The sequence below is a fragment of the Achromobacter sp. SD115 genome, from assembly GCF_017355315.1.
GTDB lineage: Bacteria > Pseudomonadota > Gammaproteobacteria > Burkholderiales > Burkholderiaceae_B > Achromobacter > Achromobacter xylosoxidans_B.
The window spans coordinates 295,411-317,181 of the sequence record NZ_JADIJM010000004.1 but is presented as its reverse complement, the minus strand read 5'-3'; the positions used below and the strand labels follow the sequence as shown (position 1 = coordinate 317,181).

The following is a 21,771-nucleotide window of genomic DNA, read 5'->3' as shown; positions in this document are numbered from 1 at the left end:
AGCGCGCCCCCCTGCGATGCCGTTGCGGCCGGATCAGTTCGGGCCTGTGGCCTCTAGCCCCTGGTCTTCCTCGTCGTCCGCGGCAGCTCCCTCGTCCACCGCGCCCAGCAGGAGCCGGGCATCGGCTTCGGGCAGCGCCTCGACGGCCTTCAGGTTCTTGAGCATGGCGCGGGTGCGGACTTCGGTCTGGCCGATCTTGTTGCTGGCGGTGTCCAGCGTCTTCTTGACGCTGGCCAGGGATTCGCCGAACTTGCCGAATTCCGTCTTGACCGCGCGCAGCACCTGCCAGACTTCGGATGAGCGCTGCTCGATGGCCAAGGTGCGGAAACCCATCTGCAGGCTGTTCAGCAACGCCGCCAGATTGCTGGGGCCGGCCACGTTGACGCGCAGGTCGTGCAGCTTGTCCAGCAGGCCCGGGCGGCGCAACACCTCGGCGTACAGGCTTTCGGTGGGCAGGAACATGATGGCGAAGTCGGTGGTGTGCGGCGGCGCCACGTACTTCCCAGCGATCAGGCGCGCCTGCAATTCGACCGCACGGCCCAACGCGGCCCCGGCGTTCTTCACGCCTTCGGTATCCGCGGCTTCCTGCGCGTCCATGAGGCGCTCGTACTCTTCCTTGGGGAACTTGGCGTCGATCGGCAGCCAGACAGGTTCGCCGCCGTCGCCGCGTCCCGGCAGGCGGATGGCGAACTCCACCACCGCGTCGCTGCCCGGCACGGGCTTGATATTGCTGGCGTACTGGTCCGGCGTCATGTTGTCCTCGATCAGCCTGGCCAGTTGCACTTCGCCCCAGGTGCCGCGCGACTTCACGTTGGTCAGCACCCGCTTCAGGTCGCCCACGCCGGCCGCCAGCGCCTGCATTTCACCCAGGCCCTTGTGCACGGCCTCCAGGCGGTCCGACACCAGTTTGAAGGACTCGCCCAGGCGCTGCTCCAGCGTGGCATGGAGTTTTTCGTCCACGGTGCGGCGCATTTCGTCGAGCTTGGCGCTGTTGTCGGTTTGCAACGATTGCAGGCGCTGATCCACCGTGGCGCGCACTTCCATCAGGCGCCGCTCGTTGATCTGGATGAGGCCCTGCAACTGCTCGGAGAAACCCGCGGCGAAGCGCGCCAGGGATTCCGCCGACTCCGCGCGCGCGGCCTGGGCGTCGCGCGACAGCCCGGCGCGCAAGTCGCCATGCGACTGCGACAGTTCCACCCGCAGGGCGCGCGTGGAGTCCGCGAATTCGCTGCGCAGGCCGCGCTGGCCTTCCGCGATGTCGGAGCGCAGCGCGCGCTCGGTCCGCTCCAGGCTTTCCAGCAGCGCGTCGAGCCGGTCGTCCCTTGCGGGCGGGCGCAGCCAGGCCAGCAAGGCCGCCAGAAAGGCCAGAACAGCGCCACCCGCGGCAATCCAAAGCAAATGTATGTCATTCAAAAGATGCGTCTCCAAAGCCGGGATTGTAGGACCCGGACCACATCCGCCGCGGTAAATCCGACCTAGATCCGACTCGGCTGGACTGACAATCGGGAGCTAGGGATTAAACTCTGGAGCACCCAAACAGGCTTGTTACCCCTTGAACCCCGCAGATCCCTCGCCCAGCGCGCCCCAGGCATCCTTCCAGTCCATCTTCGGACCGCTGGACCTGAACGCCGCCACGCCGGTCGCCTCCGGTCACGACAGGCACATATTCCAGCACCCCAACATGCCCTCCTTGCTCGTCAAGGTCATGGACATGCGCGCCCGCGCGATTTACCTGGAAGCCCGTCCGTTCAAGCGCTGGTACAAGCAATACCAGCGCGAAAGCGCGTACCGCGTCTACCTGACCGAATTCTCGGAATACGTCACCACCACCACCCGACCCTCTGGCGTATGGCAGGTGCCCATGGCGCGCATACTGGGGGTCGCCCAAACCACCCTGGGCCTGGGCCTGGTGGTCGAGAAAATCTGTGATGCCCACGGCAACATCGCCCCCACGGTCACGGACCTGGCCAGGCAAGGCAAGCTGGACGACGCCCTCAGCGCGCAGCTCGACGAATTCTTCGAAGACCTGGCCGATGCCCACGTGGTCCTGCACGACGTTTCCGCCAGCAATATCGCCTGCGGCCTGAACGCCGACGGCAAGCATGGCCTGTACCTGATCGATGGCTTCGGCGGGCTGCCGCTGATACCGATCTATGCCTGGAGCAAACGCCTGAACAGCCGGCGCATCCACCGCAAGTACACGCGCATGCGCGCTGCCTTGGCCGAACGCATCGCCACCGGCGCATTCTGAGGCGCCCGCCCCAGCCACAGCCGTGGCGTGGTCCAGGCGGCTACGGCTGCGGCGCCTCCGGCAGCACCACGCCCTGGCGGTCCACCCATACATAGTCGTGTCCTGCGCGCTGCCCCCGACGCAGGGGGTTGCGCGTGCAGCAGGCCGCATAGGCCGGGTCCACGTAACGGTAGTGCAGGTGTTCGTCGCGCCCCAAGGGAATGCCGAGCCGCGTGGTGCAGATCAGGGCCTCGGGCGATTCCCCCACATCTTCCACATACAGCGCTTGCGGATCGAAACTGCGCGCGTCCCAGTCGGGCACTTTCAGGCCCAGCGCGCGGCACAGCAGGGTCTGGCCGGCGCACAGGCCCGAGACGGGTCGCGGCCGCCCCTGCGCATCGGGATTCAATTGCAGCATGCGGGCCAGCGCCTGCGGACCGGACAGCGCATCCGTCCAGGGATAGGCGGATTTGATCAGCACGGCATTGCCCGGCCCGCCAGCGCTGAAATTGAGCGAGTCGCCGCCACGGGCGTAGTACATGTAGACCGTGCCGCCATCCATGAACAGGGCCCGTCGCTTGTGGGTGTACCCCAACGACGCATGGCTGCCCTTCTCTTCCAGGTAATAGGCTTCGGTCTCGATGATGCGGGCCGACAGCCACAAATCGCCCACGCGGTGCCGGATGACCTTGCCCGGCAGCTCGCGCGCCAGCTGCAAGGCGTCGCGGTCGAAGAAGGCGTCAGGCAGAGCCCGGCCGGGCGCGCCGGGCGCCAGGCCAGCCTGGGCCAGCGCCTCAGGCGAAACGTTCGCCGTAGCGCTTTTCGCTGAAGCCAACGCTCACCTCGCCATCGGGCGTGACCGTGACCGGACGGCGCACCAGCGCCGGGTACTCGGCGATCAACTGGCTCCACTGGGCATCGGTGTGCGCCGTCTTGCGCTCTTCGGGCAGGTTGCGCCAGGTCATGGATGTGCGGTTGACCAGCTTTTCCCAGCCGCCGACCTGATCCGCCCAGGATTTCAGCGTGGCGGCGGGCACCGGATTGTCGCGATAGTCCACGAACGCGTGGGCGACGCCGTGCGCGGTCAACCAGTCGCGCGCCTTGACGCAGGTGCTGCACTTCGTCAGGCCGTACAGGGTGGTTTGCTTCATTTGGGCTCGGACTCCTTGCGCCATTGCATGCGGTTGGCCAGGATCACGCAGGTGCCGACCGCCAGGATGAATAGGGTCGCCAATGCGTTGATCTCGGGCTTCAACCCCAGGCGCACCCGCGAAAAGACTTCCATGGGCAGCGTGCTGGAGCTGGGACCGGACAGGAACGACGCCAGCACCACGTCGTCCAGCGACAGGGTGAAGGACAGCAGCCAGGCCGAGGCCAGCGCCGGGGCGATCAGCGGCAGCGTGATCTTGAAGAACACGGTCATGGGCGTGGCGCCCAGATCCAGCGCGGCCTCTTCCAGCGAACGGTCCAGGTCGCGGATGCGCGTCTGGATGACGACCGCGACGAAAGCCATGCACAGGGTCACGTGGCCGACCCAGATCGTGAAGATGCCGTTTTCCGCAGGCCAGCCCAGGCTGCCGCGCAGTTCCACGAACATCAGCAAGAGCGAGATGCCCAGCACCACCTCGGGAATGACCAGCGGCGCGCTGAGCATGCCCACGTACAGCGCGAAGCCGCGGAAGCGCCCCATGCGGCCCAGCACGTAGCCCGCCCAGGTGCCAATGATGACCGCGGCGGTGGCGGTCATGGCGGCGATGCGGAACGACAGCCAGGCCGCGCGCAGCAGCGCGTCGTCGTTGAACAGCGAGTGATACCAGCGGAACGAGAAGCCGGTCCAGGACGTGACGGTGGGCGACTCGTTGAACGAGAACACCATCAGGCTGATGATGGGCACGTACAGGAAGAAGTACCCCAGCCCCAGCACCACGGCGCGCAAAGTCTTGTTGGGCCCGTTCATTTGCGGCCTCCGCTCACCTGCTCCTGCTGCTTGACCTGGTTGTATTGGAAGACCACCAGCGGCACCAGCAGCAATAGCACCATCACGCAGGTCACGGCCGAGGCCATGGGCCAGTCGGCGTTGTTGAAGAATTCATTCCACATCACGCGGCCCATCATGAGCGTATTGGCGCCGCCCAGCATTTCGGGAATCACGTATTCGCCCACTGCCGGGATGAACACCAGCATGGCGCCCGCGATCACGCCCTGGCGCGACAGCGGCACCGTGATCTGCCAGAAGGCCTGCCAGGGCTTGGCGCCCAGGTCGTAGGCGGCTTCCAGCAGGCGCAGGTCCATCTTCACCAGCGTGGCGTACAGCGGCAGGATGAAGAAAGGCAGATAGGCGTAGACCATGCCGATATAGACGGCGACGTCGGTGCGGTAGATTTCCAGCGGGCTGGAAATGATGCCCAGGCTCTGCAGCAGGTTGTTGAGCAGGCCGTCGTTGCGCAGGATGCCCACCCAGGCGTACACACGCAGCAGCAGCGAAGTCCAGAACGGCAGGATCACGCCCAAGAGCAGCAGGTTGCGCACCGCGGGCGACGAACGCGCGATGTAGTAGGCGATGGGATAGCCGATCAGCACGCAACACAGCGTCGTGATCGCGGCGATCTTCACCGAATTCAGATACGTGGCGAAGTACAGGCTGTCCGTGAACAGCAGGATGTAGCCGCGCAGGTGCAGGCTGAACTGCACCGCCTCGTCCTTGAATTCCGCCAGCGAGGTATACGGCGGAATGCCGAACTTCAGCTCGGCGAAACTGATCTTCAGGACCAGCAGGAACGGCACCAGCAGGAACAGCACCAGCCAGGCGAACGGCGGCACCACCGCCAGCGCCCGGCCCGACGGCAACCAGTCGCGGGGCGAAAAGCGGATCATGACGCCAGCACCGTCGCGCTGTCGGCGTCCCAGCTGACGAAGATCTCCTCGTCGATGCCGGGCGCATCCATCTGGGCCAGCAACTGGCTGGGCACGCTGGCCTCCACCGTCTTGCCGGAATCCAGGCGGATCTGATAGAGCGCATAGCTGCCCATCCACGCCATGTGGCTGACCATGCCGTGAGCCCAGTTGTACTCGGCCTCGGGCTGCTCGCGCGACACCACCAGCCGTTCGGGCCGGATGGAGACGTGCACTTCCATGCCCAGCGGCTCGCTCACGCCGTGGTTGACGAAGAGTGGACGGGTCAGCTCGCCGCACTCGATGGCGACGTGGTCGGGTTCATCGACCACGATGGTGCCGGTGAACATATTGGTCGAACCGATGAAGCTGGCGACGAAGCGGGAATTCGGGAAGGCATAGACGTCCTGCGGCGTGCCGCATTGGACGATCTGGCCTTCGGTCATGACGGCCAGTCGGTGGGCCATGGTCATGGCCTCTTCCTGGTCGTGCGTGACCATGATGCAGGTTACGCCGACCTGCTCCAGGATCTTCACCAGTTCGATCTGGGTCTTCTGGCGGATCTGCTTGTCCAGCGCGGACATGGGCTCGTCCAGCAGCAGCAGCTTGGGCCGCTTGACCAGGCTGCGCGCCAGCGCAACGCGCTGCTGCTGCCCGCCCGACAACTGGTTGGGCTTGCGGCGCGAATAGCCGGCCATCTGGACCAGATCCAGGGCTTCGAACACGCGGTCATGGATCTCGGCGCGGTCCACGCCTTCCTGCTTCAGGCCGAAGGCCACGTTGGCCTCGACCGTCATGTGCGGGAACAGCGCATAAGACTGGAACATCATGTTCACGGGCCGGCGGTACGGCGGCACGTGGGTGATGTCCTCGCCGTCCAGGAAAATCTGACCCGAGGTGGACTCCTCGAAGCCCGCCAGCATGCGCAGCAAGGTCGACTTGCCGCTGCCCGAACTGCCGAGCAGGGCGAAGATCTCGTTGCGCTTGACCGAGAGATTGACGGAACGGACGGCGACCACATCGCCGAAGATCTTTACGACATCGGAGATCCGGACGAATTCATCCGGATCGGCCGAATGCTGCGCCGAGTAACGGCTATCGCTCATGATGACTTATCTTCCAGACTTCAGCTCGGACCACATCCGGTTTTGCAGGCGTTGGATGTTCAAGGGCAGCGCCTTGATCACGTACAGGGTCTTGGAGACCTCCGCCGGCGGGTAGATCATGGGATTGTCGGCCACGTCCTTGACCACGTACTGCCGCGCCTCTTTGTTGGCGTTGGGATAGAACATGGTGTTGGTGATGGCCGCATGCACCTTGGGCGTTTCGATGTAGTTGATGAAGGCCAGCGCCTCTTCGGGATGCGGCGCATCCTTGGGGATGACCATCAGGTCGAACCACGCGGGCGCGCCGCCCTTGGGAATGAAGTAGTTCACTTCATACGCCTTCTTGGCGTCCTGGGCGCGCTTGCGGGCGATCATCACGTCGCCGGAAAAACCGTAGACCATGCATAGGTCGCCCACGGCCAGCTCGTCGATGTAGCCGGACGAACTGAACTGGCGGATGTACGGGCGGATCTTCATCAGCACGTCCAGCGCGGCCTTGTAGTCGTCCGCGTTGGTGCTATTGGGGTCCTTGCCCAGGTACTTCAGCACGGCCGGGAACACCTGGGCGGCCTCGTCCAGCATCGAAATGCCGCACTCTTTCAGCTTGGCGGCGTTCTCGGGCTTGAAGATCATGTCCCAGTTGGCCAAGTCCACGCCATCGCCCATGATCTGCTTGACCTTGGTGACGTTGTAGCCCAGGCCGTTGGTGCCGTAGCCCCAGGGTATGGCGTACTCGTTGCCGGGATCGACAGTGGCGACCAGCGCCATCACTTCGGGATCCAGGTACTTCCAGTTCGGGATCTTGGACTTGTCCAGCTTCTGGAACAGGCCGGCTTCGATCTGGCGCGAGGCGTAGTGCGTGGACGGGACAACGACGTCATAGCCCGATTTGCCGGCCAACAGCTTGGCCTGCAGGGTGTCGTTGCTGTCGTAGACGTCATAGCGGACCTTGATGCCGGTTTCCTTTTCAAAACCGGGAATCGTGTCCGGAGCCGTGTATTCGGCCCAGTTGTAGACGTTGACGACTTTATTCTGCGCCACCGCCGCCGAAGAGGCCGCCGTGACCAGCATCGCCCCCAGCGCCCAGCGCATGCCCGCCCGTAATTTCATCACCAGCCCCCTTGCGTTATGCCGTATGTGACAGGAGTACCAAAAGGCGAAATGATAAAGCTTTTTAGCGATGACCTGCCCAACTTTGCCGGCTGATTGGCGCGATTTGGACCCAATGGCGGCAATTGGCCGCCCGCGCCCGGATCAAGGCTGGATTCCCACGCCCCAGGCCGTCCAGTAGCTGTCGCGCAGGCGCAGCCAGAAGCGCTCGCCCTCTTCCCCCGCCACCTTGCGCAGCGAGCGGCGCAGGCGTTCCAGGTTGGCCTCGCGCTGCCGGTCCGACAGGGCACCTTGCGTGCCGCGGTCGAAATCGATCAGCCAGACGCGGCCGTCGCTGCCCACCAGGATGTTGAAGGCATTGAGGTCGGCATGCCAGACGCCGGCCCGGTGCATGCGCACGATGGCCTCGGCCGCCGCCTGCCAGACCGGTTCGGCCAACATCTGGGCCAGGGGCCGCACGCCGGGTATGCGCTCGACCACGATGGCGGCGCGGTAGATCGGGCCCTGCCGCCAGTAGGCGGCGGCCAGCGGCGCCGGCACCGCCAGGCCCTGGGCGCGCATGGCGGCCAGCAGGCGGTATTCGCGGAAGCTGCGGGTACGGGCCTCGCCGTTCCAGAGATAGGCGTCGCGGCTGATGCGCGCGATCATCCCGCCGCGGCGGTAGCGGCGCAGCACGCCCTGCCAGCCTGCGCCCTGCACGAACCAGGCCGCCTGGCGCCCGCCCGCGTCCACCGGCCGTGCCCGCTCGCCGTAGTGCGCGGGGTTGAACAGGTCCGGGCCGGCCTCGGCCAGCCGCGAGGGATCGCTCAGCATGGCCCCGCCCAGCGGGCCGGACCAGGCCCGGCGCCGTTCGCCGGATCGGGTATCGTCTTCAGCCTTCACGGTTGCGCATCCAGTCGGCCACGCCGTAGAAGGACTGCAGCAGGCGATCCACCAGGGCCGGCGCTATGCCCTGGTCTTCCATGGCCCGGCCGATACAGGTGACCCACTGGTCGCGCTCGACCTCGCCGATCGAGAACGGCAGGTGCCTGGCGCGCAGCCGCGGATGGCCGAAGCGTTCTATATAGTGGTCCGGACCGCCGAAATAGCCGCAAAGAAACCAGAACAGCTTGTCGCGCGCCTGGTCCAGGCTGGGGCCATGGGCGGCCCGCAGTTCTTTCAGGTCGGGCTCCATGTCCATCAGGTCATAGAAGCGGTCCACCAGGGCGCGCACGCCCGGCTCGCCGCCGAGTAGGTCAAAAATGCTGCTGGAATTTTCCACGGGTTCGGTAATCGTATGGACGCGCGTCGGCATCAGGTTTCTCGTAGGGTGACCAGGGGCGGCGTGCGCAACACGCCGCGCAGGGCCAGGGCGCCGCCGGCCCAGGCGCCCAGCATGCCCGCAGCGATGCCCGCCAGCCACGGCCAGAGGCTGAGAGTAATAGTGAAATCAAAGACCTGCGTTGACAAAGCCCAAGCGATCGCCGTGGCGCCGGCCGCCGCCAGCAGGCCGGCCAGGCCGCCCACCGCCCACAGCTCGATGCGCTGGGAGCGCGCCAGCTGGCTGCGGGTCGCGCCCAGCGCGCGCAGCACGGCGGCTTCGCGCATGCGCTCGTCGCGCGTGGCGGTCAGCGCCGCGGACAGCACCAGCACGCCGGCCGCCAAGGTGAACAGGAACAGCAACTGCACGGCCTTGCCCACCTCGTTCAGCACGGACTGCAACTGCTGCAGGATGGCGCCCACGTCGAACACGGTCAAGTTCGGGAACTCGCGCACCAGCGCGGGCAGGACCGAGGCCTTTTCGGGCGGCAGGTAGAAGGAGGTGATCCAGCTTTGGGGCATGTCGGCCAGCGCGGCGGGGGTCAGGATGGCGAAAAAATTGACGCGCATCGTATCCCAATCGACCCGGCGGGTGCTGGTCACGGCCACCTCGACCTGCTGGCCCGCCACATCGAAGGTCATCTTGTCGCCCAGCGCCAGGCCCAGGGTCTTGGCCAGGCCGGACTCCAGCGACACCTCGGCCGCGCCGGGTTCCAGCCAGCGGCCCTGCTCGATGCGGTTGGACGAGGGCAGCTCGTCGCCATAGGACAGATTGAACTCGCGGTCCACCAGGCGCTTGGCGCGGGGCTCCTCGTAGTCGTCCGGTCCCACGGGTTTGCCGTTGATGGCGATCAGCCGGCCGCGCACCATCGGCGCCAGCGCGATGCGGCCCAGGCCTTCGCGCGTCAGCGCGTCGGTCACGGCTTGGCGCTGGTCCGGCTGCACATTGATGAGGAAGCGGTTGGGCGCGTCCGGCGGCAGGGTCCGCTGCCAGCCCTGGATCAGGTCGGTACGCGTCATGGTCAGCAACAGCAGCGCCATCAGGCCCACCGCCAGCGCGCAGACCTGGGTAATGGTGGCGGCACGCCGGCGCACCACGCCAGCCAGCGCGAAGCGCAGCGCCGGCAAGCCGGCGGCCAGCCGGCGCACGCGCGCCAGGCCCAGGATGCAGAGCCAGGCCACCAGCGCAAACACGGCGAACGCGCCCAGGAAGCCGCCCGCCACCACCCCGCCCAGCTTGGCATCTCCCGCGAACCACCAGATCAGCAGGGCGAAACCCGCGGCGCCCAGGACATAGCCCAGGGCGCTGCGCGCGCTGAGCGTATCGGCATCGCGCCGCAGCACCCGGGCGGGCGGCACGTGGCGTAGCTGGGCCAGCGCCGGCAGGGCGAAGCCCAGCAACAGCAGCAGGCCGGTCAGCACCCCCTGCAAGGCCGGTATGGCCGAGGGCGCGGGCAAGGTGGTATCGATGAGCGAGCCCAGCAGCATCACCAGCACCTGGTGCACCGCGTAGCCCAGCAGGCAGCCCGCGGCCGACGAGAACAGGCCGACCAGGGTGAATTCCAGCGTCAGCATGCGCGACACCTGCGACTGCACCGCGCCCAGGCAGCGCATGACCGCAATGCCGTCGCGGTGGCGCGTCATGTAGCGGCCGGCGGCCAGGGCCACGGCCACCGCCGATATCAGCACCGCCAGCAGCGCCACCAGCGACAGGAAACGCTGCGCCCGGTCCAGCGTGCGGCGCACTTCCGGACGGCCGGACTCCAGGGTGGCGACCTTCTGGCCGCGCTTCAGGTTCTGCTTGAGCCAGGACGCGTACCCCGCCACGGCATCGGGCTGGCCCGCGACCAGCATGGCGTAGCCGATGCGGCTGCCCGGCGCGATCAGGCCGGTGGCGGGCAGGTCGCTGGCGCGCAACAGCACCCGCGGCGCGACGTTGACGAACTGCATGCCGCGATCCGGCTCATAAGTAATGACGCGGTCTACCCGCAGATGGGCGTCGCCCACGTTCAGCATGTCGCCCACTTTCAGGTTCAGCAGCGACAGCAATTGCCCATCCACCCAGACCGCGCCCTCGGGCGGGATGTCGCGCGTTGCGGCGTCGGGCTCGAACGGCGCCCCCGCCACGCGCAAGGCGCCGCGCAGCGGATAGCCGGGCTCGACGGCCTTCAGCGCGGCCAGTTGTGCGCCGTTGCCCGCGCCCACCATGGAGGGGAACTGCCATGTGCTGGACACGGCCAGGCCGCGTTCCCGGGCCTGATCCATGAAGGCCGCGGGTACCGGCTCGTCGGCATCCAGCACCAGGTCGGCGCCCAGCATCTGCCCGGCGTCGCGCTCCAGCGCCCGGCCGACCCGGTCCGCCAGGAAGCCGACGCTGGTCACCGCGGCGACCGCCACGACCAGTGCCAGCACCAGCAGGCGCAGCTCTCCGGCACGGGCGTCGCGCATCATCATCCTGGCGCCCTGGCGCAGGGTGGACCAAAAACCTGGGCGCCTGGCCCGTGACATATCAGGGAAATCCATCATTCCACAATGTTAACCAACGGCCTAGATCGGGGCCGAATCCCGATATCATCCCGGGGCGGGAGGCAAAGCCACCCATAAAGATACCCAAACCTGGAGAAGACAATGCGTAAATCCTGGCTTGCCGCCACGATTCTGGCCGCCTGCGCGGCCGCCACCTCCCTGCCCGCCACGGCGCAGAACACCTTGAAGATGGCCTATGCGCTGTCCACGTCCTCGCACTACGGCGCCGGCGCCGACGCGCTGGCCAAGTCCATCGAAGCCTCCACCGGCGGCAAGTACAAGGTACAGCAATTCGCCAACAGCGCGCTGGGCGGCGAACGCGAAGTGATCGAAGGCCTGCAGATCGGCACCATCGACCTGGCCATCGTCTCGACGGGCGCCACCTTGAACTTCGTGCCCGAAACCGGCGTTTTCGACATTCCCTTCCTGCTGCGCGACCTGCCGCACGCCCGTAACGTGCTGGACAGCAAGATCGGACAAGATATGCTGGCAAAGTTCCCCAGCCGCGGCATCATCGCCCTGGCCTGGGGCGAACAGGGCTTCCGCCACCTGACCAACAACGTCCGCCCGGTCAAGACCCCGGCCGACGCCAAGGGCCTGAAGATCCGCACCACGGAAAACCCGATCCACATCACGGCTTTCCGCCAGATCGGCATCCTGCCCACCCCCATGGCCTGGCCTGAAGTCGCCACCGCCCTGCAGCAAGGCACCATCGACGGCCAGGAAAATCCGCTGTCGGTGATCACCTCGGCCAAGCTGTCGCAAATGCAGAAGTACCTGTCCTTGACCGGCCACGTTTATGGCCCGGCCCTGGTGCTGATGTCGGCCAACGTGTACGAAGGCCTGTCGGCCGCGGACAAGGCCAACTTCGACAAGGCCGGCAAGGAATCCGCCCTGGCCATGCGCGCCTACGTGGACAACATCGAGAAGACGGGCGTCGAGCAGTTGAAGAAGGAAGGCATGCAAGTGTCCGAGGTGGACCGCGCCGCCTTCGCCGCCGCCGTCGAGCCCGCCTACCCCGAGTACTACAAGAAGTTCGATAAGAAGCTGATCGACGCGATCCGCGACACCAAGTAAGCAGGGCCCGCCCCGACCCGGGGCGCATCGCCCTTGGCGGCGGGATCCTGGTCCCGCCGCTTTTGTTCCCATCCTTTGCGTACCACGCCAACAGGATTCATCATGCGTTTGCTCTGCGCCTTCGACCGGGGCCTGTTCAAATTGGTCTCGGTTTTTGCCCAATTGCTGCTGGTGGCCGCCGCGGCCGCCGCCTTCTACCAAGTCATCGCGCGTTTCGTGTTGCACTCCCCCGCCGACTGGAGCGAGGTGCTGACCCGCGCCCTCCTGATCTGGACCGTGCTGCTGGGCGTGGCCCTGGCCTTCCGCCACGGCGCCATGATCAGCGTGGAGCTGCTGCGCAACCTGCTGGGCGGCACGCGCCGCCGCGTGCTTGAAGCCGTCATCGGCCTGATCTGCGCCGGATTCCTGGGCTTTCTGGCCTGGATCGGCGGCAACATGACCTACCGCGTGCGCTTCCAGAACGTGCCGAGCCTGGACATTTCGATTTCCTGGATCTACCTGGCCATCCCCGTGGGCGCTACCCTGGCCGCCATCGCCGTGCTGGCCCGCTGGTGCGCCGGCGAAGAAGACGACGTGCCCGTGCGCAACGACGCGCAAGGCTGAGCCGACCCCATCGAACATAAGCAGCAGATATCGCCATGTCCCAATTAATGATTGTCTCGATGCTGATTTTCTTCGGGCTGTCCGTGCCGGTCGCCGTGTCGATCGGACTGGCCAGCCTGGCGGGAGTCGGCGCCGCCGGCCTGCCCTGGGTGGTGGTGGCCCAGCAACTCTTCGCCGCGCTGGACAAATACCCCCTGGTCGCCATCCCCTTCTTCATCCTGGCCGGCAACCTGATGGAAGCCGGCGGCATCTCCGAACGCATGGTGGAGTTCGCCAAGAGCGTGGTGGGCGGCATCCAGGGCGGCCTGGCCTGCACCTGCGTGCTGACCTGCATGATCTTCGCCGCCGTGGCCGGCTCCAGCGTAGCCACCACCTTCGCGGTGGGCGCGATCCTGATTCCCGCGATGATCCGGCACGGCTACCCCGCGCCCTTCGCCGCCTCGTTGCAGGCCAGCGCGGCGGAACTGGGCGTGATCATCCCGCCGTCCATTCCGATGATCCTGTTCGCGGTATCCACCGACACCTCGACCGGCGAACTCTTCATCGCCGGCGTCATGCCCGGCATCCTGATCGGCGTGGCGCTGATGTTCTACGTCTGGTTCTACGCCAAGCGCAACAACCTGGGCAAGCGCGACGGCGAAGGCCGCCTGCCGCTATGGCCGGCATTCAAGAACGCCTGGCTGGCGCTGCTGATGCCGGTCATCATCCTGGGCGGGATCTACGGCGGCGTGTTCACGCCGACCGAGGCCTCGGTGGTGGCAGTGATGTACGCGGTGGTGGTGGGCAAGTTCATCTATCGCCGCCTGACCTTCAAGCAACTGTCCGCCACGCTGCACAAGTCGGTGGTGTCTACGGCCGTGATCATGTTCGTGATCGCCAACGCCGGCATCTTCAGCTTCCTGCTCAACCGCGCCGGCATCCCGGACGCGCTGGGTGTGTGGCTGGCGCAGATCTTCGATACCAAGTTCACCTTCCTGATGGGCGTGAACGCGGCGCTGTTCCTGATCGGCATGTTCATCGAAACCTCGGCATCCATCGTGGTGCTGGCCCCCTTGCTGCTGCCGGTGGCGCTGAAGTTCGGCGTGGAGCCGGTGCACTTCGGCATCATCATGGTGGTGAACCTGGCGCTGGGGATGATTACGCCGCCGTTCGGCGTGAATCTTTTCGCGGCTTGCGCGGTGGCTAAGTTGCCGTTGGAGAGGCTGATTAAGCCGTTGATTCCGTTTGTGGGGGTGGTGATTGTTTGCCTGATGGTGATTACTTATTGGCCGGGGTTGTCGCTGGGTTTGCGGGATCTGGTCTACGCTAAGTAATTGCTTCTTGGCTTGTGGCGAGTTGGCTTCGTAGGCCGCTCGCCGGCGCTGGCGCCTGAGGGCCGAGCGCCCACGATTGCGGTCCGGAGCGTTCGCTCCGGACTGCCTCATCCTCGTCCTCGCCTTCGGCGACTCCTTCGGATTCCGTCGGGCGCATCGAGGTTGCTCGCCCCTCAGGCGCCAGCGCCGGCGAGCTACCGAATTCTTGGCCTGTTGCGCTGCTAGATCTGTGGTTGGTGGCGAGTCTTGCGTCGCCCGCTGCTTGCGGCCGCGCGGGCGGCCGCAAGCAGCGTACGCGTTGGTGGGCGTCGTTGCTGTCGGCGCTTGCGCGAATGCGGGGAGCTGTTTGCTAATGGCGCCGGCATTTGGGGTGTGGCGGTGATGGGTGGCGCGCGGCGCGCAGCCGCTTGCGCATCAAGATCCGTTCGCGCGCGCCACCCATCCGGCGGCGGAGTTGAAATTACGATGTTGGCCGATCTGTACTTATTGGCGCCGCAGTTGAAATGCCAATTGTTCGCCAACTGCCTATTGCCATCCAAAATTGGCCACCAACAGCGCGCAGCGCCATCACGAATCGCAAGACACCGCGTAAGCCCCACGAGGCCGCCCGGGCGGGCCGGCATGGGGCGGGCCCCGCAAGACCCGCCATCCCCTACCGCTCGTGGCCAGAACGCCAAGAACACCGCCCGCCCCGTCTGACGTCAAGTTTCAACTGCCAGAGCCAGCCGCGCCGTGGGCCTGGGGCGAGCGGGGCGTCGATAAGCCCGAGGGAATCTGAAGGAAAGGCCGCAGGCCTTGACGAAGATGACGAAGGGGAAGTCCGGAGCGAACGCTCCGGACCGCAATCGTTGCCCCGCTCGCCCCAGGCCCACGGCGCGGCTGGCGCCTTAAGAAACCAACGCCACCCAGCCGAAAAAATTCACGCAGCCTTGACCACATCCCAAGTCACCGCATGACACCGCAGCTGCCGTCCGCCAACGCTAGCAACCACCGGAGCCTCCACCCTGCACTGCTCCCGCGCCATCGAACACCGAGGATGAAACGTGCACCCCGACGGCGGCCGAATAGGATTCGGCACCTCGCCCCCCATCGGCTCCCGATCCCGCCGCGGATCATCCAGGTCCGGAATCGTATCCAGCAGCATCCGCGTATACGGATGCTGTGGCGAGTCGAACAACTGATCGGCAGGCGCCTGCTCCACTATGCGCCCCAGATACATCACCGCCACGCTGTCCGACACGTGCCGCACCACCGACAGGTTGTGGCTGATGAAGACATAGGTCAGCCCGAACTCCTTCTGCAGGTCGCCCATCAGGTTCAGGATCTGCGCCTGCACCGAGACGTCCAGCGCCGAAGTCGGCTCATCGCACACCAGGAACTCCGCCTCCGTCGCCAGCGCCCGCGCGATCGAGATGCGCTGGCGTTGGCCGCCGGAAAACTCGTGCGGAAAGCGGCCGGCGTCGCTGGCGGACAGGCCCACCAGTTCCAACAGCTCGTCGACCCGGCGCCGCGTCTCGGCGGGCGTCGCGCGCAGACCCAGCGTGGTGATCGGTTCGGCCACGATATTGCCCACGCGCCAGCGCGGATTCAGGCTGGCATAAGGGTCCTGGAAAATCATCTGCGGATGCAGCACCCCGCCCTTGCGGTTCTGCCCATACCGCAGCGTTCCGCGCGTCGGCGCCACCAGGCCCACCAGCAGCTTGGCCAGCGTGGACTTGCCGCAGCCCGATTCGCCCACGATGCTCAGGGTCGTGCCGCGCGGCACTGACAGCGAGACCCCGTCCACGGCTTTCAGGGTCTGCTCGGGCTGCCGCGACAGCGTGCGTTCCAGCCAGGGCGGCGACACGTCGAACCAACAGGCCAGATCTTCGGCCCGCAACAGCACATCATCGTTACGCGGCATGGGCGACTCCTCCTTGATGCAGCCAGCAGGCGCTGACGGTGGCGCCGGCCGGGGATGCGGCCAGCGGCGGGCGCTGCTGGCCGCAGCGCGGTCCGGCCATCGCGCAGCGTGGATGGAACGCGCAACCGTCTGGCATGGCGTGCAGGCGCGGCATGGCGCCGTCGATCTGGTTCAGCCGGGCCGCGCGCTGGCGCAGGCCGGGAATGGCATTCATCAGGCCCTGCGTGTACGGGTGGCCCGGGCGGCGTAATACTTCCAGCACAGGTCCGATCTCGACAATGCGGCCCGCGTACATCACCGCCACGCGGTCGGCGGTTTCAGCGATTACGCCCATGTCGTGCGTCACCAGCAGCACCGAGGTGCCCTGCTCGCGGCACAGGCGGCGCAGCAGCGCCGTGATCTGCGCCTGCACCGACACGTCCAGCGCCGTGGTCGGCTCGTCGGCGATGATGAGCGCCGGCCGGGCCGCCAGGGCCAACGCGATCACCACGCGCTGGCGCATGCCGCCAGAGAACTGGTGCGGATAGTGGTCGATGCGCTTGTCCGCCGCCGGGATGCCCACCGCCAGCAACAGCTCCAGCGCCCGTTGGCGCGCCGCCTGCGCCGTCACCTTGTCATGGTGGCGGATCGTCTCGACCAATTGGTCGCCCACGCTGAACAGCGGATGCAGGCTGGTCAGCGGATCCTGGAAGATCGCGCCGATCTCCTTGCCGCGCAGGCGCTGGCGCGCCTTGGGCGGCAGATTGTCGATGCGCCTGCCCGCCAGATGGATCTCGCCGCCGCCCAGCCGGCCGGGCGGTTCCAGCAGGCCGATCACCGCCATGCCGGTCAGCGACTTGCCGGCGCCGGATTCGCCGACCATGCCCAGGATCTCACCCGGCTGGATGTCGAAACTGATGTCGCGCGTGGCGACCAGGACGCCGTGGCGCGTGGGGAACTCGACCGACAGGCCGCGCACGGACAGGGTAGGCGCGGCGCTGGCTGCGGCCGGCGGTTGCGTGGTGTTGGGAACGATGGCCATCATGACGGACTCCTTGCGGGACGCGGATAGCTGGAGGAGAAAATCTGCCCGACCGGCGGATGGCCCCAGGTGCGGTCGGGGTAACGGGCCACCAGCCCGTCGAACTGCGTCTGCGCCTGCTCCTGCGCCAGGCGCGCGTCGAAGCCGGGAATGCGGCCATCCACCATGACGAAGCGGCCATCGATCACGACTTGCGACACGTCGCGCCCGCTGCCGCTCACCATCAAGGTCTGTATCGGATCGATCAGCTGGCCGTTGCGGTCGTGCGAAAAATCGAAGACCACGATGTCGGCCTTGGCGCCCACGGCCAGCCGGCCCAGGTCCGGCCGGCCCAGCGCGTCCGCGCCGCCCACCGTGGCGGCGTCGTAGTAGTCCTCGGAACGGACCGCCTCCGTCGAGCCGTCGGCCACGCGGCACAGCATCATCCCCACCTGCATGTTCAACACCATGTCGGGCGGCCAGGTGTCCGTACCCATGCCGATGTTCACGCCCAGCTTGCGGTAGCGCGCGAACGATTCCAGCGTGGCGCCGTGGCGGCCCGACACCAGCGGGCAATGCACGATGCTGGCGCCGGCGTCGCGGATGATCTCCAGGTCGCGCCCGGGCCGATCGATATGGCGCGAGCCCGACACATAGGTGCCATGTGGCAGCAAGGCGCGCTCGGACAGGAAATCCAGGCTTTGCAGCCATTCCGGCGAGCTCATGCCGTGCTGTTCCAGCACCAGGTCGTACTCCAGGCGCGATTGACAGCAATGCAGCCGGATCGGCATATCGCGCTCGCGCGCAGCGGCCGCGGACGCGCGCAGCAACGCCGGCGTGCAGGTCTCGATGCGGTCGGGCGACAGCATGGCGCGCACGCGGCCATGGTGGCGCCCTTCGATCTCGTCGCAAAAAGCCAGGGCATCGGCCAGGCCCGCCATGCCGCGCGCCTCGTCGTAGTGGCAGCGGATCTTGCCGTCCGCGTCCACATAGGTGTGGCCGCTGCGATAGGCCGGCCCCAGGTAGACGCGCAGGCCCAGCTCGCCCGCCGCGTTGGCGGCCGACAGGAATTCTTCGCGCGTTTCGCCCCACACCCGGTAGAACAGCGACGCGATGGGCAGCGCGGTCGTGATGCCGTTGCGTATCAGCTGGGCGAAGGCATAGCGCTTCTGGAACGCCAGTTCGGCCGCCGTGTACATCTCGTACGGCCCTTGCTTCATATACGTCTCGGGCCAGATGCGGCCCTTCTTCCACGCGGGCGAATTGTCGAAGCCCAGAATGGTCGTGTCCAGGTCGGACAACGCGTCCAGGTCCACGAAGCCCGGGCCGATCAGCGCTCGGCCGTAGTCGCGGCGCTGCGCCACCGGTCCCGGATAGCGGTGGCCGACGTAGACGATGCGGTCGCCCTCGAACACCACCTCGCCGTTCTCATACAGGCAATGGCGGCCGTTCTCGTGGCCCACCACCCAGCGGGCGGTCAGCAGGATGGGACCTTGCGGCGCGCTCATCACGGCGCCTCCGCCAATGCGCGGCCGCCGCGCGCGACCACGCGCCCGCCCTTGACGACCAGCTTGCGCAACGGGCGCGAGACGATGGCTTCGGACACCGTCTCGGCATCGACCAACACGAAGTCGGCGCGGCAACCCGGCGCGAGACCGTAGTCGGACAGGCCCATGACCCGCGCATTGCCATAAGTGGCCACGTGCAGCGCCAACTCCAGCTCGTCATCGCGGCGGAAGTTGTTGCGCAGGCCCACCAGCATGGTCCGCTCCAGCATGTCGGGCTTGCCATAGGGGCCCCAGGTGTCGCGCATGCCGTCGTTGCCGGTGCAGAGCGTGACGCCGGCCGCGTGCAGCTTCGCCACATTGGGCACCGGTCGCGAGGCCGAGCCCGTGGTCATGATGTGCACGCCGGCCTTCAACAAACCTTCGGTCAATGCCTGCACTGCGTACGTGTCCGGCATGCCCAGGCAGAAGGAATGCGACAGGGTGACCTTGCCCTGCATGCCCAGCGCCAGCACCCGGTCTATGGTCATCTGCATCGAGAACGCGCCCAGTTCGCCGGCCTCGTGCAGATGGATGTCGATAGGCTTGCCGTGCCTCTGGGCCAGGCCGAAGATGGCGTCCAGATGGCCCTTGGGATCGCGGTCCATGCCGGCCGGGTCCAACCCGCCCACCACTTCCGCGCCCATGCGCAGGGCCTCGTCCATCAGTTCCAGCGTGCCGGGCCGGATCAACAGCCCGCTCTGCGGGAACGCGACGATCTCCACGTCGATCTGGTCGCGGTACTGTTCGCGCGCACGCATCACACCTTCGATCGCCCCCAGCCCGATGTCCGTGTCCACGTCCACATGGCTGCGGATGTGGCTGGTGCCGTCGCCGATCGACATCACCAACTGGCGGGCCGACTGGCGGTACGGGTCTATGTCCAGGCGCTTCTTCTCGGCGCGCTCGTTCTCGATCTTGTCGATCAGGCGCGGGCCGACCTCGTTGCGGTACCAGGGCATGCCGTACATGGTCTTGTCCAGGTGCGCATGGGCGTCGATCAGGCCCGGCAGCATCAGCGCGCCGCCTCCGTCCACGATCTCCACCCCGGCGGGCGCCTGTCCGCCCAGCGTCTGGATGCGGCCGTCGCGCACCAGCACCGAGGTCAGCTCGCCGCCTGCCGGACGGACTTGGGTATACAGCGTTGCGTTTTCCATGGTTCTACTCTTGTCGGTTTGCGTTCAGCGCAGACGGGGATTCAGGGCGTCGCGCAGCCAATCGCCCAGCAGGTTCACCACCAGCACGATCAGGCTCAGGTATAGCGCGGGAAACACCACCACCCACCACTGCCCCGAAAACAGGAACTGGTTGCCCAGCCGGATCAGCGTGCCCAGCGACGGTTCCGTGGGCGGCATGCCCACGCCCAGGAAGCTGAGCGTGGCCTCGATCAGGATTGCCAGCCCCAGGTTCAGGGTGGCCGTCACCATGACCGGCGTCAGCGTGTTGGGCAGGATGTGCGTCAGCATGATGCGCAGCGAACTCACCCGGATCAGGCGCGCCGCCTGCACGTATTCCTTGCCGCGCTCCACCAGGGCCGAAGCCCGCACAGTCCGGGCGTACTGCACCCAGTTGGTCATCGAGATGGCCAGGATCAGGATCACCGCCGACAGGGTTTCGCGCATGCCGGGCGGCAACAGCTGGCGGAACACCGCCGTCACCAGGATCGCGACCAGAATGGTCGGAATGCTCAGCAGCGTGTCGCCCAGGCGCATCAGCGCGTTGTCGACCCAGCCGCCGAAATAGCCCGCCGCCAGTCCCACCAGCAGGCCGATGGCCAGGGACAGCACCACCGTGGCCAGCCCGATCACCAGCGACATGCGCGAGCCGTACAGGATGGCCGACCAGACATCGCGACCCTGCGTGTCCGTGCCCAGCAGGAACTGCGGATCCGAGCCGGCCTCCCAGACTGGCGGCAGCTCCGCGTTCAACAGGTCCAGCTGTGCCAGGTCGTAGGGATTCTGCGGTGCGATCCAGGGTGCGAACACCGCCAGCAGCACCACGGCCAGCAGCACGATGCCCGCACCCATGGCCACGTAGTCCTGCCGCAGGCTCCACCACAGATCGCTGCGCAGGAAGCGGGCAAACCAGCCCTGGCCCTGCCCCGTTGCGGAAAATGGCTTAGTGAGCATTGGCGCCTCCCTTGACGTGCTGGCTGCGCAGGCGCGGGTCGACCACGCCGTACATCATGTCCACCAGCGTGTTCAGCGCCACGAAGATGAAGGACACGATCACCAGATAGGCGGCCATGACGGGAATGTCCACGAACATGACCGATTGGATGAACAGCAACCCCATGCCGGGCCACTGGAAGACCGTTTCGGTGATCAGCGCAAAGGCGATCAGATTGCCGATCTGCATGCCAGTCACGGTGATCACCGGCATCAGGCAGTTGCGCAGGGCCAGCCGGAAATGCACCACCCTGTCCGGCAAGCCGCGCGCGCGGGCGAACTTGATGAACTCGGTGCGCAGCGTCTCCAGCATCTCGGCCCGCACCAGGCGCATGATCAGCGTGATCTGGAACAGCGCCAGCGTGATGGACGGCAGCACCAGCGCGGCGCGGCCCGAGGGCGTGAGCAGGCCGGTGGTCCACCAGCCAATCTTTACCGTGTCGCCGCGCCCGAAGCCCGGCAGCCAGCCCAGCTGCACCGAGAAGATCAGGATCAGCATGATCCCCACCACGAAGCTGGGCAGCGAGATGCCCAGGATGGAAACGAACTGCAGCGTCTGCGCCAGGCGCGACTTGCGGTAGATGGCGGTCAGCACGCCCAGCGGCACGCCGATGACCAGCGACAGCAAGGTCGCCATCAGGACCAGTTCGAACGTGGCCGGAAAGCGTTCGGCCACCAGCGCGAACACGTCCTGCTGGTTGCGGTAGGAAATACCGAACTCGCCCTGCGCCGCGTTGGTGACGAAGTGCACGAACTGCATGCCCACCGAGGCGTTCAGGCCCAGGCGCTCGCGCAGTTCGTCGCGCTGCGTCTGCGAGGCCTGCTCGTTGAGCATCATGTCGACGGGGTCGCCGACGAACCGGAAAATCACGAAGGCCAGCAGCGCCACCGCCAGCATGACGCCGACCGCGTTGAAGACCCTTCTTACGATGAACGTCAGCATATGCGGCTCCCCTTCAGACCTCTGTCATTCCCAGGACCGCCGGCGGGCGGCGGTCCC

The 21,771-nt window shown here is 66.6% G+C and carries 20 protein-coding genes; 4 read left to right on the top strand and 16 right to left on the bottom strand.

Annotated features, from left to right (window positions below):
• Window positions 1-33: 33 nt before the first annotated feature.
• Entirely contained in the window at window positions 34-1,413 is a 1,380-nt protein-coding gene (gene rmuC / locus IPU70_RS08470) for a DNA recombination protein RmuC (RefSeq protein ID WP_207466454.1), read from the bottom strand.
• Window positions 1,414-1,552: 139 nt separating this feature from the next.
• On the opposite strand from rmuC, the gene IPU70_RS08465 reads away from it, so the two are divergent.
• Window positions 1,553-2,251 carry a PhoP regulatory network YrbL family protein gene (locus IPU70_RS08465; RefSeq protein ID WP_207466451.1) on the top strand — a complete coding sequence of 233 codons (699 nt, stop codon included), beginning with the start codon at window positions 1,553-1,555 and terminating at the stop codon, window positions 2,249-2,251.
• A gap of 40 nt (window positions 2,252-2,291) precedes the next feature.
• On the opposite strand, the gene IPU70_RS08460 is transcribed toward IPU70_RS08465, so the two are convergent.
• The 9 genes from IPU70_RS08460 to IPU70_RS08420 all read right to left on the bottom strand — a co-directional run bounded on the left by IPU70_RS08460 (window position 2,292) and on the right by IPU70_RS08420 (window position 11,163).
• The gene (locus IPU70_RS08460; RefSeq protein WP_371818889.1) at window positions 2,292-3,005 is read right to left on the bottom strand and encodes a DNA-3-methyladenine glycosylase; all 714 of its coding nucleotides are present in this window, start codon (window positions 3,003-3,005) and stop codon (window positions 2,292-2,294) included.
• 19 nt (window positions 3,006-3,024) lie between these two features.
• On the bottom strand, window positions 3,025-3,381 hold the full coding sequence (locus IPU70_RS08455; RefSeq protein WP_059380432.1) for an arsenate reductase: 357 nt from the start codon (window positions 3,379-3,381) through the stop codon (window positions 3,025-3,027).
• Window positions 3,378-4,187: an ABC transporter permease subunit gene (locus IPU70_RS08450; protein WP_042792726.1), complete on the bottom strand. Its 810-nt coding sequence runs from the start codon at window positions 4,185-4,187 to the stop codon at window positions 3,378-3,380. Before IPU70_RS08450 ends, IPU70_RS08455 begins: the two co-directional genes overlap by 4 nt.
• Window positions 4,184-5,104 (bottom strand): ABC transporter permease subunit, encoded by a 921-nt coding sequence (locus tag IPU70_RS08445; RefSeq protein ID WP_207466449.1) that lies wholly within the window; start codon window positions 5,102-5,104, stop codon window positions 4,184-4,186. The genes IPU70_RS08450 and IPU70_RS08445 overlap by 4 nt, the downstream gene beginning before the upstream one ends.
• On the bottom strand, window positions 5,101-6,228 hold the full coding sequence (locus IPU70_RS08440; RefSeq protein ID WP_207466447.1) for an ABC transporter ATP-binding protein: 1,128 nt from the start codon (window positions 6,226-6,228) through the stop codon (window positions 5,101-5,103). The genes IPU70_RS08445 and IPU70_RS08440 overlap by 4 nt, the downstream gene beginning before the upstream one ends.
• 6 nt (window positions 6,229-6,234) lie before the next feature.
• Complete coding sequence (locus IPU70_RS08435; RefSeq protein WP_207466445.1) at window positions 6,235-7,338, bottom strand: polyamine ABC transporter substrate-binding protein; 1,104 nt, start codon at window positions 7,336-7,338, stop codon at window positions 6,235-6,237.
• 144 nt (window positions 7,339-7,482) lie between these two features.
• On the bottom strand, window positions 7,483-8,151 hold the full coding sequence (locus tag IPU70_RS08430) for a 3-deoxy-D-manno-octulosonic acid kinase (RefSeq protein WP_242702394.1): 669 nt from the start codon (window positions 8,149-8,151) through the stop codon (window positions 7,483-7,485).
• A 58-nt stretch (window positions 8,152-8,209) separates the two neighbouring features.
• Window positions 8,210-8,632, bottom strand: a complete 423-nt coding sequence (locus IPU70_RS08425; RefSeq protein WP_207466443.1) for a group II truncated hemoglobin — start codon at window positions 8,630-8,632, stop codon at window positions 8,210-8,212.
• Window positions 8,632-11,163: an ABC transporter permease gene (locus tag IPU70_RS08420; protein ID WP_207466441.1), complete on the bottom strand. Its 2,532-nt coding sequence runs from the start codon at window positions 11,161-11,163 to the stop codon at window positions 8,632-8,634. Before IPU70_RS08420 ends, IPU70_RS08425 begins: the two co-directional genes overlap by 1 nt.
• A 102-nt stretch (window positions 11,164-11,265) precedes the next feature.
• Between IPU70_RS08420 and IPU70_RS08415 the strand changes: the two genes are divergently transcribed.
• From IPU70_RS08415 to IPU70_RS08405, 3 genes are all read left to right on the top strand, one after another.
• Window positions 11,266-12,240: a TRAP transporter substrate-binding protein gene (locus IPU70_RS08415; protein WP_207466439.1), complete on the top strand. Its 975-nt coding sequence runs from the start codon at window positions 11,266-11,268 to the stop codon at window positions 12,238-12,240.
• Between the two features lie 102 nt (window positions 12,241-12,342).
• The gene (locus IPU70_RS08410) at window positions 12,343-12,843 is read left to right on the top strand and encodes a TRAP transporter small permease (protein ID WP_043544239.1); all 501 of its coding nucleotides are present in this window, start codon (window positions 12,343-12,345) and stop codon (window positions 12,841-12,843) included.
• A 35-nt stretch (window positions 12,844-12,878) separates the two neighbouring features.
• Complete coding sequence (locus IPU70_RS08405; RefSeq protein ID WP_207466437.1) at window positions 12,879-14,156, top strand: TRAP transporter large permease; 1,278 nt, start codon at window positions 12,879-12,881, stop codon at window positions 14,154-14,156.
• Between the two features lie 919 nt (window positions 14,157-15,075).
• Here the strand turns inward: IPU70_RS08405 and IPU70_RS08400 are convergent.
• Genes IPU70_RS08400 through IPU70_RS08375 form a run of 6 tightly spaced genes read right to left on the bottom strand, consistent with a single transcriptional unit; the run spans window position 15,076 to window position 21,714 of the window.
• A complete protein-coding gene (locus IPU70_RS08400) occupies window positions 15,076-16,059 on the bottom strand; it encodes an ABC transporter ATP-binding protein (protein WP_207466435.1) in 984 nt (327 codons plus the stop codon).
• Window positions 16,049-17,083, bottom strand: a complete 1,035-nt coding sequence (locus IPU70_RS08395; RefSeq protein ID WP_207466433.1) for an ABC transporter ATP-binding protein — start codon at window positions 17,081-17,083, stop codon at window positions 16,049-16,051. Before IPU70_RS08395 ends, IPU70_RS08400 begins: the two co-directional genes overlap by 11 nt.
• On the bottom strand, window positions 17,080-18,567 hold the full coding sequence (locus IPU70_RS08390; protein ID WP_207466431.1) for an amidohydrolase family protein: 1,488 nt from the start codon (window positions 18,565-18,567) through the stop codon (window positions 17,080-17,082). The genes IPU70_RS08395 and IPU70_RS08390 overlap by 4 nt, the downstream gene beginning before the upstream one ends.
• Complete coding sequence (locus IPU70_RS08385) at window positions 18,567-19,760, bottom strand: amidohydrolase family protein (protein ID WP_207466429.1); 1,194 nt, start codon at window positions 19,758-19,760, stop codon at window positions 18,567-18,569. The genes IPU70_RS08390 and IPU70_RS08385 overlap by 1 nt, the downstream gene beginning before the upstream one ends.
• Before the next feature lie 24 nt (window positions 19,761-19,784).
• On the bottom strand, window positions 19,785-20,732 hold the full coding sequence (locus tag IPU70_RS08380) for an ABC transporter permease (RefSeq protein ID WP_207466427.1): 948 nt from the start codon (window positions 20,730-20,732) through the stop codon (window positions 19,785-19,787).
• Complete coding sequence (locus tag IPU70_RS08375; protein WP_207466426.1) at window positions 20,722-21,714, bottom strand: ABC transporter permease; 993 nt, start codon at window positions 21,712-21,714, stop codon at window positions 20,722-20,724. The genes IPU70_RS08380 and IPU70_RS08375 overlap by 11 nt, the downstream gene beginning before the upstream one ends.
• Window positions 21,715-21,771: the final 57 nt, after the last annotated feature.